The following is a 17167-nucleotide window of genomic DNA, read 5'->3' as shown; positions in this document are numbered from 1 at the left end:
CCGCGATGTCACTGTGCACGTAGCAGAAACGCAGCGGGAGACCAGAAGGTTCCCCCAATCCCGCACTTCTACACAGCTTCGAGCACACTGAGTCAGCAACTCCGCGTGAACACTGTTGGTTCCTGTCACTGCTCCCTCATCCACTGATCCATGACCGCCAGCAGATGATCGGGGTCGACCGGCTTCGTGACGTAATCGGAAGCGCCCGACTCGATCGCCTTCTCCCGGTCGCCCTTCATCGCCTTGGCGGTCAGCGCGATGATCGGGAGCCCGGCGAACTGCGGCATCCTGCGGATCGCCGTGGTCGTCGCGTACCCGTCCATCTCGGGCATCATGATGTCCATCAGGACGACTGCCACGTCGTCGTGCTGCTCCAGGACCTCGATGCCCTCACGGCCGTTCTCGGCGTACAGCACGGACAGGCCGTGCTGCTCGAGGACACTGGTCAGCGCGAAGACGTTGCGGATGTCGTCGTCGACGATCAGCACCTTCTCGCCGCCGAAGCGGATGCCCCGGCGCGGCTGCGGCGCCGTGTTCTGCTCCGCCGCCGACCACTGTTCCTGCTGCACAGGCCGCTGTTCGAGCTCGCTCGCGGCCCTGCGGCGGCGCCTGAAGAGCGCGGCGGCGCCGTTCTGCGTCTCCCGGTACGACCTCACCTCGGCCGGCGTCTCGATCTCCACCTCGGCCAGCTCCGCCAGCTCGGCCGCCGATGCCACCAGGGCGCCGGCGTCGAGGGCCGGCAGCTGCTGCTGGTAGCCGTGCGGGGGCAGTTCGCTCGGGTGCAGCGGCAAATACAGCGTGAACGTCGAGCCGCGTCCCGGCTCGCTCTGCGCATGGATCTCGCCGCCGAGCAGCTGCGCGATCTCCCGCGAGATGGACAGCCCCAGCCCCGTACCGCCGTACTTGCGGCTGGTCGTGCCGTCCGCCTGCTTGAACGCCTCGAAGATCACCCGCATCTTGCTGGCCGCGATCCCGATCCCGGTGTCGGTCACGGAGAACGCGATCAGCGGCGCGTCCGCCTCGGTCAGCGAACCGGCCTCCAGCAGCTGCTCCCGGATCTTCATCGGTACGTCCGCGCTGGCCGGCCGGATGACCAGCTCGACCGATCCGGAGTCGGTGAACTTCACCGCGTTGGACAACAGGTTGCGCAGCACCTGCAGGAGCCGCTGTTCGTCGGTGTGCAGCGTGGCGGGCAGCTCCGGCGAGACCCGTACGGACAGGTCCAGGCCCTTCTCCGCGGTCAGCGGCCGGAAGGTGGCCTCCACATAGTCGACGAGCTGGACGAGCGCGATACGCGTCGGGGAGACGTCCATCTTGCCCGCCTCGACCTTCGACAGGTCGAGGATGTCGTTGATCAGCTGGAGCAGGTCGGAACCGGCGCCGTGGATGGTCTCGGCGAACTCCACCTGCTTCGGGGAGAGGTTGCCCTCGGCGTTGTCGGCGAGCAGCTTTGCCAGGATCAGCAGCGAGTTGAGCGGTGTACGCAGCTCGTGCGACATGTTGGCGAGGAACTCGCTCTTGTAGCGCATGGACACCGCGAGCTGCTCGGCGCGCTCCTCCAGGACCTGCCGCGCCTCCTCGATCTCGGTGTTCTTCACCTCGATGTCGCGGTTCTGCTGGGCCAGCAGCTCGGCCTTCTCCTCCAGTTCGGCGTTGGACGCCTGGAGGGCCTTCTGCCGGTTCTCCAACTCGGCCGACCGCTCACGGAGTTGCTCGGTGAGCTCCTGCGACTGCTTCAGCAGCACCTCGGTCTTGGTGTTGACGGAGATGGTGTTGACGCTGGTCGCGATCATCTCGGCGATCTGGTTGAGGAAGTCCTTCTGGATCTGCGTGAACGGCGTGAAGGACGCCAGCTCGATCACGCCGAGCACCTTGCCCTCGAACAGCACCGGAAGGACGATCACCTGCGCCGGCGGGGCCTCCCCGAGCCCGGAGGAGATCTTCAGGTAGCCGCTGGGCGCGTTCTCCACCAGGATCGTGCGCTTCTCCTCGGCGGCCGTCCCGATGAGCGCCTCACCCGGCCGGAAGGACGTCGGCATGGAGCCCATCGAGTAGCCGTACGACCCGAGCATCCGCAGCTCGTACTGGTCCTCGGCCTCGGCGCTCATGTCCTTGCCGTCGAGGAGCGGCATCGCGACGAAGAACGCGCCGTGCTGTGCCGTCACCACCGGCGTCAGCTCGCTCATGATCAGCGAGGCCACGTCCTCCAGGTCGCGTCGGCCCTGCATCAGGGCGGAGATACGGGCGAGGTTGCCCTTGAGCCAGTCCTGTTCCTTGTTGGCGATCGTGGTGTCGCGCAGGTTGGCGATCATCTTGTTGATGTAGTCCTGCAGTTCCTGGATCTCGCCGGACGCGTCGACGTCGATCTTCAGGTTCAGGTCACCGCGGGTCACCGCGGTCGCCACGCGCGCGATGGCACGCACCTGCCGAGTAAGGTTTCCTGCCATTTCGTTCACGGACTCGGTGAGGTCGCGCCAGGTTCCGTCGACGTCACGCACGCGTGCCTGGCCGCCGAGCTGTCCTTCCGTGCCCACCTCGCGGGCGACTCGGGTGACCTCCTCGGCGAAGGACGACAGCTGGTCGACCATCGTGTTGATCGTCGTCTTGAGTTCGAGGATCTCGCCGCGAGCGTCAATGTCGATCTTCTTGGAGAGGTCGCCCTTGGCGATGGCGGTCGTGACCAGGGCGATGTTGCGCACCTGACCGGTCAGGTTGGACGCCATCTGGTTCACGGACTCGGTGAGGTCCTTCCATGTGCCCGCCACACCCGGCACATGCGCCTGACCACCGAGGATGCCGTCCGTGCCCACCTCGCGGGCCACCTTGGTGACCTGGTCGGCGAACGAACTCAGCGTCTTCACCATGGTGTTGAACGTGTCGGCGAGCTGAGCGACCTCGCCGCGCGCCTCGATCGTCACCGTCCGCGTCAGGTCGCCGTTGGCGACGGCCGCCGCGACCTGGGAGATGTTCCGCACCTGCATGGTCAGGTTCTTGGCCATCAGGTTGACGTTGCCGCTCAGGTCCTTCCAGATGCCCGTGACGCCGGGCACATGCGCCTGGCCGCCCAGGATGCCCTCGGTGCCCACCTCGCGGGCCACCCGGGTCACCTGCTCGGCGAAGCTGGACAGCTGGTCGACCATCGTGTTGACGGTCGTGACGAGCTCGAGGATCTCGCCCCTCGCGTCAACGGTGATCTTCTTCGACAGGTCACCCTTGGCGACCGCGGTCGTGACCTCGGCGATCTGACGCACCTGGATGGTCAGGTTGTTCGCCATGAAGTTCACGGACTGCGTGAGGTCCTTCCAGGTGCCGGAGACGCCCTGCACCTCGGCCTGACCGCCGAGCTGGCCCTCCGTACCCACCTCGCGGGCGACCCTGGTGACCTCCTCCGCGAACGACGACAGCTGGTCGACCATCGTGTTCAGCGTGTTCTTGAGCTCCAGGATCTCACCGCGCGCGTCCACGGTGATCTTCTGCGACAGGTCACCCCGGGCGACCGCCGTGGCGACCTGGGCGATGTTCCGCACCTGCGCCGTAAGGTTTCCTGCCATTCCGTTCACGGAGTCGGTCAGGTCCCGCCACACACCGGCGACGCCGGGCACCTGCGCCTGACCGCCGAGACGGCCCTCGGTGCCCACCTCGCGGGCGACCCGGGTCACCTGGTCGGCGAAGCCCGAGAGCTGGTCGACCATCGTGTTGATGGTGTTCTTCAGCTCCAGGATCTCGCCGCGGGCATCGACGTCGATCTTCTGGGACAGGTCGCCGCGGGCCACCGCAGTGGTCACCTGGGCGATGTTGCGCACCTGGGCGGTGAGGTTTCCTGCCATTCCGTTGACGGAGTCGGTGAGCTCCTTCCACGTACCGGCCACACCCGGCACGACCGCCTGACCGCCCAGCCGGCCCTCCGTGCCCACGTCCCGGGCCATCCGCGTCACCTGGTCGGCGAAGGACGACAGCTGGTCCACCATCGTGTTCACGGTGTTCTTCAGCTGGAGCATCTCGCCGGAGACGTCCACGGTGACCTTCTGCGACAGGTCGCCGTTGGCCACCGCCGTCGTGACCTGGGCGATGTTCCTCACCTGTCCGGTGAGATTCCGGAACGCGGTGTTGACGGAGTCCGTCAGGTCCTTCCACGTCCCCGCCGCACCCGGCACCTGCGCCTGCCCGCCGAGCTCACCTTCGACACCGACCTCACGCGCGACACGCGTGACCTCGGAACCGAAGGACGACAGCTGATCGACCATGCCGTTGACGGTGTTCTTCAGCTCGAGCATCTCGCCGGCCACGTTGACCGTGACCTTCTGGGAGAGATCACCATTGGCCACGGCCGTTGTCACGGCGGCGATGTCCCTCACCTGAATGGTGAGATTGCGGAACACCGTGTTGACGGAGTCCGTCAGGTCCTTCCAGGTACCGGCCGCACCCGGCACATTCGCCTGACCGCCCAGCTGCCCGGCCGCACCGACCTCGTTGGCCACGCGCGTGACCTCGTCCGCGAAGATCCGCAGCGTCTCGGTCATCTGGTTGATCGTGTCCGCGAGCTGCGCGACCTCCCCGCGTGCCGACACGGTGACCTTTTGCGACAGGTCACCGTTGGCGACCGCGGTGGTCACCTGTGCGATTCCTCGCACCTGCGCGGTCAGGTTGCCGGCCATGAGGTTCACCGAATCGGTGAGGTCCTTCCACACACCGGCCACACCCGGCACCTGCGCCTGCCCGCCGAGCTCGCCCTCGGTACCCACCTCGCGCGCGACTCGCGTCACCTCGGAGGAGAACGACGACAGCTGGTCCACCATCGTGTTGACGGTGTTCTTGAGCTCCAGCATCTCGCCGGCCACATGAACAGTGACCTTCCGCGACAGATCACCCTTGGCGACCGCCGTGGTCACCAGCGCGATGTCCCTCACCTGGGCAGTCAGCCGGTACGCCATCGTGTTGACGGAGTCCGTGAGGTCCTTCCACGAACCCGACATGCCACGCACGCGCGCCTGCCCGCCGAGCTTGCCCTCGGTGCCCACCTCGCTGGCCACACGCGTGACCTCGTCGGTGAACGTCGACAGCTGATCGACAAGGTTGTTTACAGTCCGCCCGACCTTGAGGAACTCCCCCCGCAGCGGATGCCCGGTCCCGTCCGGCGCCTGCGTCCGCAGCTCCATGCGCGGCGACAGATCACCCTCGGCCACCGCGGACAGCACCCGGCCGACCTCGGAGACGGGCCGCACGAGGTCGTCCACCAAGGCGTTGGAGTTGTCGACGGCGGCCGCCCAGGAACCCTCACAGGCGCCTGTCTCCAGCCGTTCCGTGAGCTTGCCCTCACGGCCCACCATGCGCCGCACCCGCGACAACTCACCCGTCAAGTGGAGATTGCGGTCGGCCACCTCATTGAAGACCGCGGCAATCTCGGACATCACGCCGTCCCCGGACACCGTGAGCCGCTTCCGGAAGTTCCCGTCGCGCATCGACACCAGGGCCGCCATCAGCCTGTTCAGGGCAGCCGTATCCACCGCGGTGGTCCCGTTGCGTGGTTTGCGCTCGTTCTTCAGGGACTGTCCGCCTTTCGCGCGCGTCTTAGTGCCCCGCGTCGCTGCGCCAGACTCCACTGTGTCCCTCCCGCAGGGGTCGACCGTTACTGCTGTGTTCGGGTTCTACTGCTCGGCGTACCCGTTGCTGCTGGGCATTCCTGCCGGATATACCAGGCCACACCACGTGCTGCTGCCCGCAGAACGCGAATGACACTCAGCCTGCCCGGACCTTCACAAGAAGCTTGCCCAGTGTTTCACCCTGGCTGAACCCGGCCATAACAGTTCGGCAGCTTCGCACATCGTCCGCACACCCTCCGGACGGAAACACTGCAGACCGGCATCCGCATGGCCGTCGAAGGTAAGTAACCTTGCATGCGGCTGTCCAGCCGCGCCGGTCCGTCCGGCCTGGGCGGTGGCAGGAGGAGCACGAGCGGGCATCGGAGGGGCAGGCGGACATGACCACCGGACTGATCCCGGGGGGACCATCCCCGGACCGGCCGACGGGCGCGTACATGCCGCATCAGCGGCGCGACCTGCTCGGCCACGGAGCCCTGCACGTCGACAACCGGACGAGGAGTTCTGTGATCACCGCGCGCGCGGCAGCCAGCTTCGATCCCGTCGGGCGATCAGTTGCGAGCGCCCGCTCCTTCGTCCGCGACACACTCCAGGGCTGGGGCTTCGCCGACATCGTCGACGACGCGGTGGTGCTCACCAGCGAGCTGGTGACGAACGCCGTCGTACACGCGGGTACGTCCGCGGACGTTCTGTGCCTGCGCAGTGACGACGGCGTACGGATCGAGGTGGGCGACCGGTATCCGGAGCGGGAGATTCCGCTCCAGGGCTCGCCCGTCAACATGGGCAGCCCCGACCGCGAGGGCGGCCGCGGCCTCCAGCTGTGCGCTGCCCTGGCCGCCTGCTGGGGCGTCGAGTACACGCCCACCCACAAGCAGGTCTGGTTCCAACTCGACCTCCCCGAACGCCCGGTGGGCACCCGCGCGGCCGGCCCGTCGCTCCCCTCCGACCTCCTCCCGCTCGCCGACGGCCGCGTCCGCGTCGCGGTGGTCCAGATCGACCGTACGGGCGCCATCTCGTCCTGGAACGAGGACGCTGAGGATCTCTTCGGCTATGCGGCCGAGCAGGTCACCGGCAAGCCCCTGACCGACCTCGCGGCCTGGCCGCACACGCCGGGCACCAGCACCGGTATCGCTGAAGCGCTCCAACTCTCCCGCTGGGAAGGCAGCTACGGCATAAGGGGCGCCAACGGCCGCGTCACACCGGTGTACGCCTCCCACCTCCGCGTCCGCGACACAGGCGGCGAACCCTCCACGGTCTGCCTCCTGGTCCGGGACCACGAACGCGCCGTCCTGCAGACCCCGTTGCGCGTACCGGCCTCCGACACGTCCACCACCTCCGAGGGCCAGAGCACCGACCCCTTCGAGGTGTTCATCGGCTCCCCCGCCCCGGACGACCTCGACGGCCTCCTCCAGCGCACGGTGGAACGCGCCCGCGACATGCTCGACGGCGACTCCGCGTTCCTGCTTCTCGCGACCGACGACGAAACGGAGCTGGAGGTCCGTGCCTCGACCGGCCTGCCCTCCGCCCGCCAGCGCTTCGCGCGCGTGCCCGTCGAAGCGGGTCCCGGCCGCTACGGGTCGGCCCGCATGCCGGCGGTCCACGAGGACCTCACCATGGTCCCCGGCGCCGTGCCGCTCCTGAACGGCACCGGCATGCGTTCGGTCGTCACGGTGCCCCTGAAGGTCGAGGGCCGCCTCACCGGCTCGCTCGGCGTCGCCGCCGAGGCGCCGGCCAGATACTCCAACGAAGAAGCGCTGCGTCTGCAGTTCGCCGCCGACCGCATCGCGTTGGCGGTGGAGTCGGCCCGCCTGGGCGAACTGGAACGCCTGCGCCGAGGCTCACTCAGCTTCCTCGTCGAAGCCTCCGATCTGCTCGCCGGCACCCTGGACCGCGACCAGACCCTGGCCCTGATGGCCCAGATGACGGTCCCGACCCTGGCCACCTGGTGCGCGGTCTACACGATCGCCGACCAGGCCTCGGAGCCGTACCTGTCGTACGTCCTGCACGAGGACGAGGAACTCATCGACGGCATCAAGTCGTTGCTGTCGAAGATCGCCCCACCGGACCCGGTCCCCACCCCCGGCGCGCGCGTCTGGTCGGCTCCCGCCGAGTCGGCCCACCAGGCGGCCCTGCGCACCTCCATGCGCAGCCTGGGCCTGGGCGAGCCGATCGGCCGCATCAGCGCGGGCATCGGCCCCACCCTGGCCACGGCGTCCGCGGTGGGCGGCGAGACGGTCGTACTGCCGTTGGTGGCCCGCAACCGAGTCATCGGCATGTTGACGCTGGGCAAGCCGACCGACGAGCACTTCCGCCAGGAAATCCTGGAACTGGCCGAGGACTTGAGCCGCCGAGCCGCCCTGGCCCTGGACAACGCCCGCCTCTACTCCGAGCGCACGGCCATCAGCCAGTCCCTCCAGCGCAGCCTCCTGCCGCCCGAGCTCCCCGAGATCGACGGCGTCGAGGTCGAGGTCATCTACCGCGCGGCCGGCGAGGGCAACGAGGTCGGCGGCGACTTCTACGACCTCTTCCCGATCAGCGACGGCGCCTACGGCTTCGCCATCGGCGACGTCTGCGGTACGGGCCCGAACGCCGCCGCGGTCACGGGCCTGGCCCGGCACGCGCTACGTCTCCTCGCACGCGAGGGCCTCAGCGGCCCGGCGGTCCTGGAGCGCCTGAACTCCGCGATCCTCGACGAGGGCGCCCGCAGCCGCTTCCTGACGCTCCTGTACGGCGAGTTGAGGCCCCAGGAGGACGGCAGCGCCGAGTTGAAGGTGGTCTGCGCCGGCCACCCGCTCCCGCTCCGCCTGCGCCAGGACGGCACGGTCGAGCCGGCCGCCGAGCCGCAGCCGCTTCTCGGCGTCATGGAGGATCTGGAGCTCTACGAGCAGACGGTCACCCTCGACCCGGGCGACGTCCTCCTGTGCGTCACGGACGGCGTCACCGAACGCCGCGAAGGCAGCCGCATGCTGGGCGACGACGGCCTCACCGACGTTCTCACCACCTGCACCGGCCTGACGGCGGGCGCGGTGGCGGCCCGCATCATGCGCGCGGTCGAACGCTTCGCTTCGGACGCACCGTCCGACGACATGGCGATCCTGGCAATGCGCGTGCCGGGCATCCACAAGGACTGAGCGAAAGCTCGGAGGGCATGAGAAAGGCCCCGCCCGAATGGGCGGGGCCTTCTGTTCGGAGCCCCCAAACGGAATCGAACCGTTGACCTTCTCCTTACCATGGAGACGCTCTACCGACTGAGCTATAGGGGCCTGTCACCTTTTGCGAAGTTTCCCTCGCGGCAACGGAATAGATCATACCCCGAACACACCCGTGCTCCCAAACTCGCTCAGAAGGCGGGTTGGAGCAGCCCTCCGAGCGCATTGCAGGCCGACACGATCCGCTGCATCTCCCGCTTCGTCAGAGAGGCGTCGACAGGCAGAGCCAACGTTTCATCAGCAGCCCGCTCGGTCTCCGGCAGGGACACACACCGCCGGTACTCAGGCAGTCGATGTACGGGCGTCTTCACGGGCACCCGGCACTCAACTCCCCTGGCCCGCACGGCCCGAGCGAAGGCGTCCCGGTCCGGCCGCCCGTTGCCGGGCACCCGCACGACGTACTGCTGGTAGGTGTGACCATCACCGCTGTCAGGCGTCTGCAGACCCTTCAACTTCGCATCCAGATAGGAGGCCCGCTGCCTGCGCTGAGCGATCTCGTCGTACGGAGCCTCGGACTCACCCTGTTCCAACACCAACAGCCCATGCCGCTGCCCGAGCTGGTGCAACCGCGCGATATCGGCCGACCGACCAAAGCGATGTACGGCGACCACGGCAGCCGTCCGCGGGGTGACGACGGCCTCGACAGCCACGGCATCCAGGCAGTACGTCACCGGGTCTATGTCGGCGAAGACCGGCAGTGCGCCGGCCAGAACCACAGCTTCGGCGACTTCGACGTTCCCGAAGGCCGGTACGAGAACCTCGTCACCGACTCCGACGCCGGCCGCCCTGAGCATTGCAGCAGTACCCATACGGGCGATGTTGGTTGCGGAACGTGAACTCCAGGTGACGCACAACAAAAAAGGGCTGGACCCGGAACCGAAGTTCCAGGTCCAGCCCTATCAAAAGGAGTTCGGCGGCGTCCTACTCTCCCACAGGGTCCCCCCTGCAGTACCATCGGCGCTGTAAGGCTTAGCTTCCGGGTTCGGAATGTAACCGGGCGTTTCCCTCACGCTATAACCACCGAAACACTATGAAACTGTCGAACCATGCCGCACCATACCGTGGCCTGGCATGGGGCTGTTCGTGGTTTCAGAACCAACACAGTGGACGCGAGCAACTGAGGACAAGCCCTCGGCCTATTAGTACCGGTCACCTCCACACGTTACCGTGCTTCCAGATCCGGCCTATCAACCCAGTCGTCTACTGGGAGCCTTACCCCATCAAGTGGGTGGGAATACTCATCTCGAAGCAGGCTTCCCGCTTAGATGCTTTCAGCGGTTATCCCTCCCGAACGTAGCCAACCAGCCATGCCCTTGGCAGAACAACTGGCACACCAGAGGTTCGTCCGTCCCGGTCCTCTCGTACTAGGGACAGCCCTTCTCAATATTCCTGCGCGCGCAGCGGATAGGGACCGAACTGTCTCACGACGTTCTAAACCCAGCTCGCGTACCGCTTTAATGGGCGAACAGCCCAACCCTTGGGACCGACTCCAGCCCCAGGATGCGACGAGCCGACATCGAGGTGCCAAACCATCCCGTCGATATGGACTCTTGGGGAAGATCAGCCTGTTATCCCCGGGGTACCTTTTATCCGTTGAGCGACGGCGCTTCCACAAGCCACCGCCGGATCACTAGTCCCGACTTTCGTCCCTGCTCGACCCGTCGGTCTCACAGTCAAGCTCCCTTGTGCACTTACACTCAACACCTGATTGCCAACCAGGCTGAGGGAACCTTTGGGCGCCTCCGTTACTCTTTAGGAGGCAACCGCCCCAGTTAAACTACCCATCAGACACTGTCCCTGATCCGGATCACGGACCCAGGTTAGACATCCAGCACGACCAGAGTGGTATTTCAACGGCGACTCCACGAACACTGGCGTGCCCGCTTCAAAGTCTCCCACCTATCCTACACAAGCCGAACCGAACACCAATATCAAACTGTAGTAAAGGTCCCGGGGTCTTTCCGTCCTGCTGCGCGAAACGAGCATCTTTACTCGTAGTGCAATTTCACCGGGCCTATGGTTGAGACAGTCGAGAAGTCGTTACGCCATTCGTGCAGGTCGGAACTTACCCGACAAGGAATTTCGCTACCTTAGGATGGTTATAGTTACCACCGCCGTTTACTGGCGCTTAAGTTCTCAGCTTCGCCAGGACGAATCCTGACTAACCGGTCCCCTTAACGTTCCAGCACCGGGCAGGCGTCAGTCCGTATACATCGCCTTACGGCTTCGCACGGACCTGTGTTTTTAGTAAACAGTCGCTTCTCGCTGGTCTCTGCGGCCACCCCCAGCTCGAGGAGCAAGTCCTCTCACCAAGCGTGGCCCCCCTTCTCCCGAAGTTACGGGGGCATTTTGCCGAGTTCCTTAACCATAGTTCACCCGAACGCCTCGGTATTCTCTACCTGACCACCTGAGTCGGTTTAGGGTACGGGCCGCCATGAAACTCGCTAGAGGCTTTTCTCGACAGCATAGGATCATCCACTTCACCACAATCGGCTCGGCATCAGGTCTCACCCTGTATGAATGGCGGATTTACCTACCACTCGGGCTACACCCTTACCCCGGGACAACCACCGCCCGGGATGGACTACCTTCCTGCGTCACCCCATCACTCACCTACTACAGGTCTGGTCCGTCGGCTCCACCACTCCCCTTTGCCCGAAGGCTCCAGGGCGGCTTCACGGACTTAGCATCGCCCGATTCAATGTTTGACGCTTCACAGCGGGTACCGGAATATCAACCGGTTATCCATCGACTACGCCTGTCGGCCTCGCCTTAGGTCCCGACTTACCCTGGGCAGATCAGCTTGACCCAGGAACCCTTAGTCAATCGGCGCACACGTTTCTCACGTGTGAATCGCTACTCATGCCTGCATTCTCACTCGTGAACCGTCCACAACTACCTTCCGGTGCTGCTTCACCCGGCACACGACGCTCCCCTACCCATCACGATCCCCGTTGGGGGTACATATCGCAATGACACGACTTCGGCGGTACGCTTGAGCCCCGCTACATTGTCGGCGCGGAATCACTAGACCAGTGAGCTATTACGCACTCTTTCAAGGGTGGCTGCTTCTAAGCCAACCTCCTGGTTGTCTCTGCGACTCCACATCCTTTCCCACTTAGCGTACGCTTAGGGGCCTTAGTCGATGCTCTGGGCTGTTTCCCTCTCGACCATGGAGCTTATCCCCCACAGTCTCACTGCCGCGCTCTCACTTACCGGCATTCGGAGTTTGGCTAAGGTCAGTAACCCGGTAGGGCCCATCGCCTATCCAGTGCTCTACCTCCGGCAAGAAACACACGACGCTGCACCTAAATGCATTTCGGGGAGAACCAGCTATCACGGAGTTTGATTGGCCTTTCACCCCTAACCACAGGTCATCCCCCAGGTTTTCAACCCTGGTGGGTTCGGTCCTCCACGAAGTCTTACCTCCGCTTCAACCTGCCCATGGCTAGATCACTCCGCTTCGGGTCTTGAGCGCGCTACTGAATCGCCCTATTCGGACTCGCTTTCGCTACGGCTTCCCCACACGGGTTAACCTCGCAACACACCGCAAACTCGCAGGCTCATTCTTCAAAAGGCACGCAGTCACGAGAATGTGCAAGCACATTCCGACGCTCCCACGGCTTGTAGGCACACGGTTTCAGGTACTATTTCACTCCGCTCCCGCGGTACTTTTCACCATTCCCTCACGGTACTATCCGCTATCGGTCACCAGGGAATATTTAGGCTTAGCGGGTGGTCCCGCCAGATTCACACGGGATTTCTCGGGCCCCGTGCTACTTGGGTGTCTCTCAAACGAGCCGCTGACGTTTCGACTACGGGGGTCTTACCCTCTACGCCGGACCTTTCGCATGTCCTTCGCCTACATCAACGGTTTCTGACTCGTCCTGTTGCCGGCAGACAACAGAAGAGAGATCCCACAACCCCGCATACGCAACCCCTGCCGGGTCTCACACGTATACGGTTTAGCCTCATCCGGTTTCGCTCGCCACTACTCCCGGAATCACGGTTGTTTTCTCTTCCTGCGGGTACTGAGATGTTTCACTTCCCCGCGTTCCCTCCACATACCCTATGTGTTCAGGTATGGGTGACAGCCCATGACGACTGCCGGGTTTCCCCATTCGGAAACCCCCGGATCAAAGCCTGGTTGACGACTCCCCGGGGACTATCGTGGCCTCCCACGTCCTTCATCGGTTCCTGGTGCCAAGGCATCCACCGTGCGCCCTTAAAAACTTGGCCACAGATGCTCGCGTCCACTGTGCAGTTCTCAAACAACGACCAGCCACCCATCACCCCGAACCAACCGGTTCGAGTTCACTGGGGCCGGCATCACGAGGGAATTCATTCCCTCAGACACCCAACAGCGTGCCCGACACCCTCGCCACTCATGATCAGCGTTCCACACTCCGAAGAGCAGTACTGGCAGCCCGAGATGACTGAAAGTGCCGAATAATCAACGTTCCACCCATGAGCAACCAGCATCAGACATTCGCTGATGTACTGGCCTCTGAACCAGGCAAGCCCGGCTTAGAAGTGCTCCTTAGAAAGGAGGTGATCCAGCCGCACCTTCCGGTACGGCTACCTTGTTACGACTTCGTCCCAATCGCCAGTCCCACCTTCGACAGCTCCCTCCCACAAGGGGTTGGGCCACCGGCTTCGGGTGTTACCGACTTTCGTGACGTGACGGGCGGTGTGTACAAGGCCCGGGAACGTATTCACCGCAGCAATGCTGATCTGCGATTACTAGCAACTCCGACTTCATGGGGTCGAGTTGCAGACCCCAATCCGAACTGAGACAGGCTTTTTGAGATTCGCTCCACCTCACGGTATCGCAGCTCATTGTACCTGCCATTGTAGCACGTGTGCAGCCCAAGACATAAGGGGCATGATGACTTGACGTCGTCCCCACCTTCCTCCGAGTTGACCCCGGCGGTCTCCTGTGAGTCCCCATCACCCCGAAGGGCATGCTGGCAACACAGGACAAGGGTTGCGCTCGTTGCGGGACTTAACCCAACATCTCACGACACGAGCTGACGACAGCCATGCACCACCTGTACACCGACCACAAGGGGGCGACCATCTCTGGCCGTTTCCGGTGTATGTCAAGCCTTGGTAAGGTTCTTCGCGTTGCGTCGAATTAAGCCACATGCTCCGCTGCTTGTGCGGGCCCCCGTCAATTCCTTTGAGTTTTAGCCTTGCGGCCGTACTCCCCAGGCGGGGAACTTAATGCGTTAGCTGCGGCACCGACGACGTGGAATGTCGCCAACACCTAGTTCCCACCGTTTACGGCGTGGACTACCAGGGTATCTAATCCTGTTCGCTCCCCACGCTTTCGCTCCTCAGCGTCAGTAATGGCCCAGAGATCCGCCTTCGCCACCGGTGTTCCTCCTGATATCTGCGCATTTCACCGCTACACCAGGAATTCCGATCTCCCCTACCACACTCTAGCTAGCCCGTATCGAATGCAGACCCGGGGTTAAGCCCCGGGCTTTCACACCCGACGTGACAAGCCGCCTACGAGCTCTTTACGCCCAATAATTCCGGACAACGCTTGCGCCCTACGTATTACCGCGGCTGCTGGCACGTAGTTAGCCGGCGCTTCTTCTGCAGGTACCGTCACTTTCGCTTCTTCCCTGCTGAAAGAGGTTTACAACCCGAAGGCCGTCATCCCTCACGCGGCGTCGCTGCATCAGGCTTTCGCCCATTGTGCAATATTCCCCACTGCTGCCTCCCGTAGGAGTCTGGGCCGTGTCTCAGTCCCAGTGTGGCCGGTCGCCCTCTCAGGCCGGCTACCCGTCGTCGCCTTGGTGAGCCATTACCTCACCAACAAGCTGATAGGCCGCGGGCTCATCCTTCACCGCCGGAGCTTTCGACCCCCACCCATGCGAGTGGAAGTGATATCCGGTATTAGACCCCGTTTCCAGGGCTTGTCCCAGAGTGAAGGGCAGATTGCCCACGTGTTACTCACCCGTTCGCCACTAATCCCCACCGAAGTGGTTCATCGTTCGACTTGCATGTGTTAAGCACGCCGCCAGCGTTCGTCCTGAGCCAGGATCAAACTCTCCGTGAATGTTTTCCCGTAATCGGGACCACACATCACGAGAGCGGAACAGCCAGGCGGAATAAGCCCGGCCGTTCACAGCGTCCTCGCTGTGTTTTTTCAAAGGAACCTCGTCCCGACCATGACGGCCGGAGACGGGGTATCAACATATCTGGCGTTGATTTTTGGCACGCTGTTGAGTTCTCAAGGAACGGACGCTTCCTTTGTACTCACCCTCTCGGGCTTTCCTCCGGGCGCTTCCCTTCGGTCTTGCGTTTCCGACTCTATCAGATCCTTTTCCGATCCGATTTCCTCGGTGCTTTCCAGGTTCCCGCTCTCGCGTTTCCCTTTCCGGCGACTCCGACTTTATCAGAGATTCTGAGTCGGAATTCCCGCCCCCTCCGGGGACTGGTTCCGGCGCACGAGGTGGCCGGGTTCCCGTTCTGGCGGAGCCGTAAACGTACTGGAGCGGGGCGCCTCGATGCAAATCGAGGCGCCCCGCTCCGGGTTCACACGGTCGTGCGTCCGACGGACCGTCAGACCTCCACCACGACAGGGAGGATCATCGGCCTGCGCCGATACGTGTCCGAGACCCACTTGCCCAGGGTGCGGCGCACCAGCTGCTGCAGCTGGTGGGGTTCGACCACGCCGTCCTGGGCCGATCGCTCCAGCGTCTCCGTGATCTTCGGGATGACGTCCCCGAAGGCGGAGTCCTCGATGCCGGATCCGCGGGCCTGGATGTGCGGGCCGCCCGTGATCTTGCCGGTGGAGGAGTCCACCACCAAGAAGACGGAGATGATGCCCTCGTCGCCGAGGATCTTGCGGTCCTTGAGCGCCGGCTCGCCCACGTCGCCGACCGAAAGGCCGTCGACGTACACGTAGCCCGCCTGCACCTTGCCGGAGATCTTCGCCTTGCCCTCGATGAGGTCGACGGCGACGCCGTCCTCGGCGATGACGATCCGGTCGTGCGGGACGCCGGTCAGGGCGCCCAGTTCGGCGTTGGCGCGCAGGTGGCGCCATTCGCCGTGCACCGGCATCAGGTTCTTCGGGCGGCAGATGTTGTAGAAGTACAGCAGCTCGCCGGCCGAGGCGTGGCCCGAGACGTGGACCTTGGCGTTGCCCTTGTGGACGACGTTCGCGCCCCAGCGGGTCAGGCCGTTGATGACTCGGTAGACCGCGTTCTCGTTGCCGGGGATCAGGGAGGACGCCAGGATCACCGTGTCGCCCTCGACGATCCGGATCTGGTGGTCCCTGTTCGCCATCCTCGACAGGGCTGCCATCGGCTCGCCCTGTGAGCCCGTGCAGACCAGCACGACCTCGCTGTCCGGCAGGTCGTCGAGCGTCTTGACGTCCACCACCAGGCCCGGCGGGACCTTCAGGTAACCGAGGTCCCTGGCAATGCCCATGTTGCGGACCATCGAGCGGCCGACGAAGGCGACCCGGCGGCCGTACTCGTGGGCCGCGTCCAGGATCTGCTGGATGCGGTGGATGTGGCTGGCGAAGCTCGCCACGATGATCCGCTTGCGGGCGTTCGCGAACACCTGGCGCAGGACGTTGGAGATGTCGCGCTCGGGCGGGACGAAGCCCGGGACCTCCGCGTTCGTGGAGTCGGAGAGGAGGAGGTCGATGCCTTCCTCGCTCAGCCGCGCGAAGGCGTGGAGATCCGTCAGACGGTTGTCCAGCGGGAGCTGGTCCATCTTGAAGTCGCCGGTGTGGACCACCATGCCGGCGGGCGTGCGGATGGCTACCGCCAGGGCGTCCGGGATGGAGTGGTTGACCGCGACGAACTCGCAGTCGAAGGGGCCGATGCGCTCGCGGTTACCCTCCGCCACCTCGAGGGTGTACGGGCGGATGCGGTGCTCCTGGAGCTTGGCCTCGATGAGCGCGAGGGTCAGCTTGGAGCCGATCAGTGGGATGTCCGGCTTCTCGCGGAGGAGGAAGGGGACGCCGCCGATGTGGTCCTCGTGTCCGTGGGTGAGGACGATGCCCTCGATGTCGTCGAGGCGGTCCCGGATGGACGAGAAGTCCGGCAGGATCAGGTCGATTCCGGGCTGCTCCTCCTCGGGGAAGAGCACTCCGCAGTCGACGATCAGCAGGCGGCCGCCGTACTCGAAGACCGTCATGTTTCGGCCGATTTCGCCGAGGCCGCCGAGCGGGGTGACCCGCAGGCCGCCTTCGAGGAGCGGCGGGGGCGGGCTGAGTTCAGGATGCGGATGACTCAAAAGACTCTCCTCACCACGCGCGCCACGTACCGGTCGGGCACGTGGCGCGCGTGACGTTCGTGCAGAAGCAGTTGTCGTTGTGGAGTGCGGGCACCGGTG

General features: G+C 64.5%; 4 protein-coding genes, 1 tRNA gene and 3 rRNA genes. 1 reads left to right on the top strand and 7 read right to left on the bottom strand.

The features are described from left to right. Positions 1–125 precede the first annotated feature (125 nt). Positions 126–5600, bottom strand: coding sequence for a HAMP domain-containing protein (locus AB5J49_RS34625; protein ID WP_369172786.1), 5475 nt, complete (start codon positions 5598–5600; stop codon positions 126–128). Between the two features lie 377 nt (positions 5601–5977). Between AB5J49_RS34625 and AB5J49_RS34620 the strand changes: the two genes are divergently transcribed. Further along, complete coding sequence (locus AB5J49_RS34620) at positions 5978–8728, top strand: SpoIIE family protein phosphatase (protein ID WP_369172785.1); 2751 nt, start codon at positions 5978–5980, stop codon at positions 8726–8728. A gap of 59 nt (positions 8729–8787) precedes the next feature. Here the strand turns inward: AB5J49_RS34620 and AB5J49_RS34615 are convergent. The 6 genes from AB5J49_RS34615 to AB5J49_RS34590 all read right to left on the bottom strand — a co-directional run bounded on the left by AB5J49_RS34615 (position 8788) and on the right by AB5J49_RS34590 (position 17068). Then, positions 8788–8860: transfer RNA gene (locus tag AB5J49_RS34615), tRNA-Thr, on the bottom strand. Between the two features lie 77 nt (positions 8861–8937). Then, positions 8938–9600 (bottom strand): DegT/DnrJ/EryC1/StrS family aminotransferase, encoded by a 663-nt coding sequence (locus AB5J49_RS34610; protein ID WP_369175359.1) that lies wholly within the window; start codon positions 9598–9600, stop codon positions 8938–8940. A 114-nt stretch (positions 9601–9714) separates the two neighbouring features. Further along, a 5S ribosomal RNA gene (gene rrf, locus AB5J49_RS34605) occupies positions 9715–9831 on the bottom strand. Between the two features lie 94 nt (positions 9832–9925). Continuing rightward, positions 9926–13045 (bottom strand): 23S ribosomal RNA (locus AB5J49_RS34600). A gap of 305 nt (positions 13046–13350) precedes the next feature. After that, positions 13351–14876: ribosomal RNA gene (locus tag AB5J49_RS34595) — 16S ribosomal RNA — on the bottom strand. Together the 16S, 23S and 5S rRNA genes form the textbook arrangement of a ribosomal RNA operon. Positions 14877–15382: 506 nt before the next feature. Beyond that, positions 15383–17068, bottom strand: a complete 1686-nt coding sequence (locus AB5J49_RS34590; RefSeq protein ID WP_369172784.1) for a ribonuclease J — start codon at positions 17066–17068, stop codon at positions 15383–15385. Between the last annotated feature and the right edge of the window lie 99 nt (positions 17069–17167).

The organism is Streptomyces sp. R28 (assembly GCF_041052385.1).
Classification (GTDB): Bacteria; Actinomycetota; Actinomycetes; order Streptomycetales; family Streptomycetaceae; genus Streptomyces.
The sequence above is the reverse complement of the archived record's forward strand: the minus strand, read 5'-3'. Positions and strand labels throughout refer to the sequence as shown.

Coding starts and splice junctions, on each gene's coding strand:
- AB5J49_RS34620 (WP_369172785.1), top strand. CDS start 5,978: ATGACCACCGGACTGATCCCGGGGGGACCATCCCCGGACCGGCCGACG.
- AB5J49_RS34610 (WP_369175359.1), bottom strand. CDS start 9,600: ATGCTCAGGGCGGCCGGCGTCGGAGTCGGTGACGAGGTTCTCGTACCG.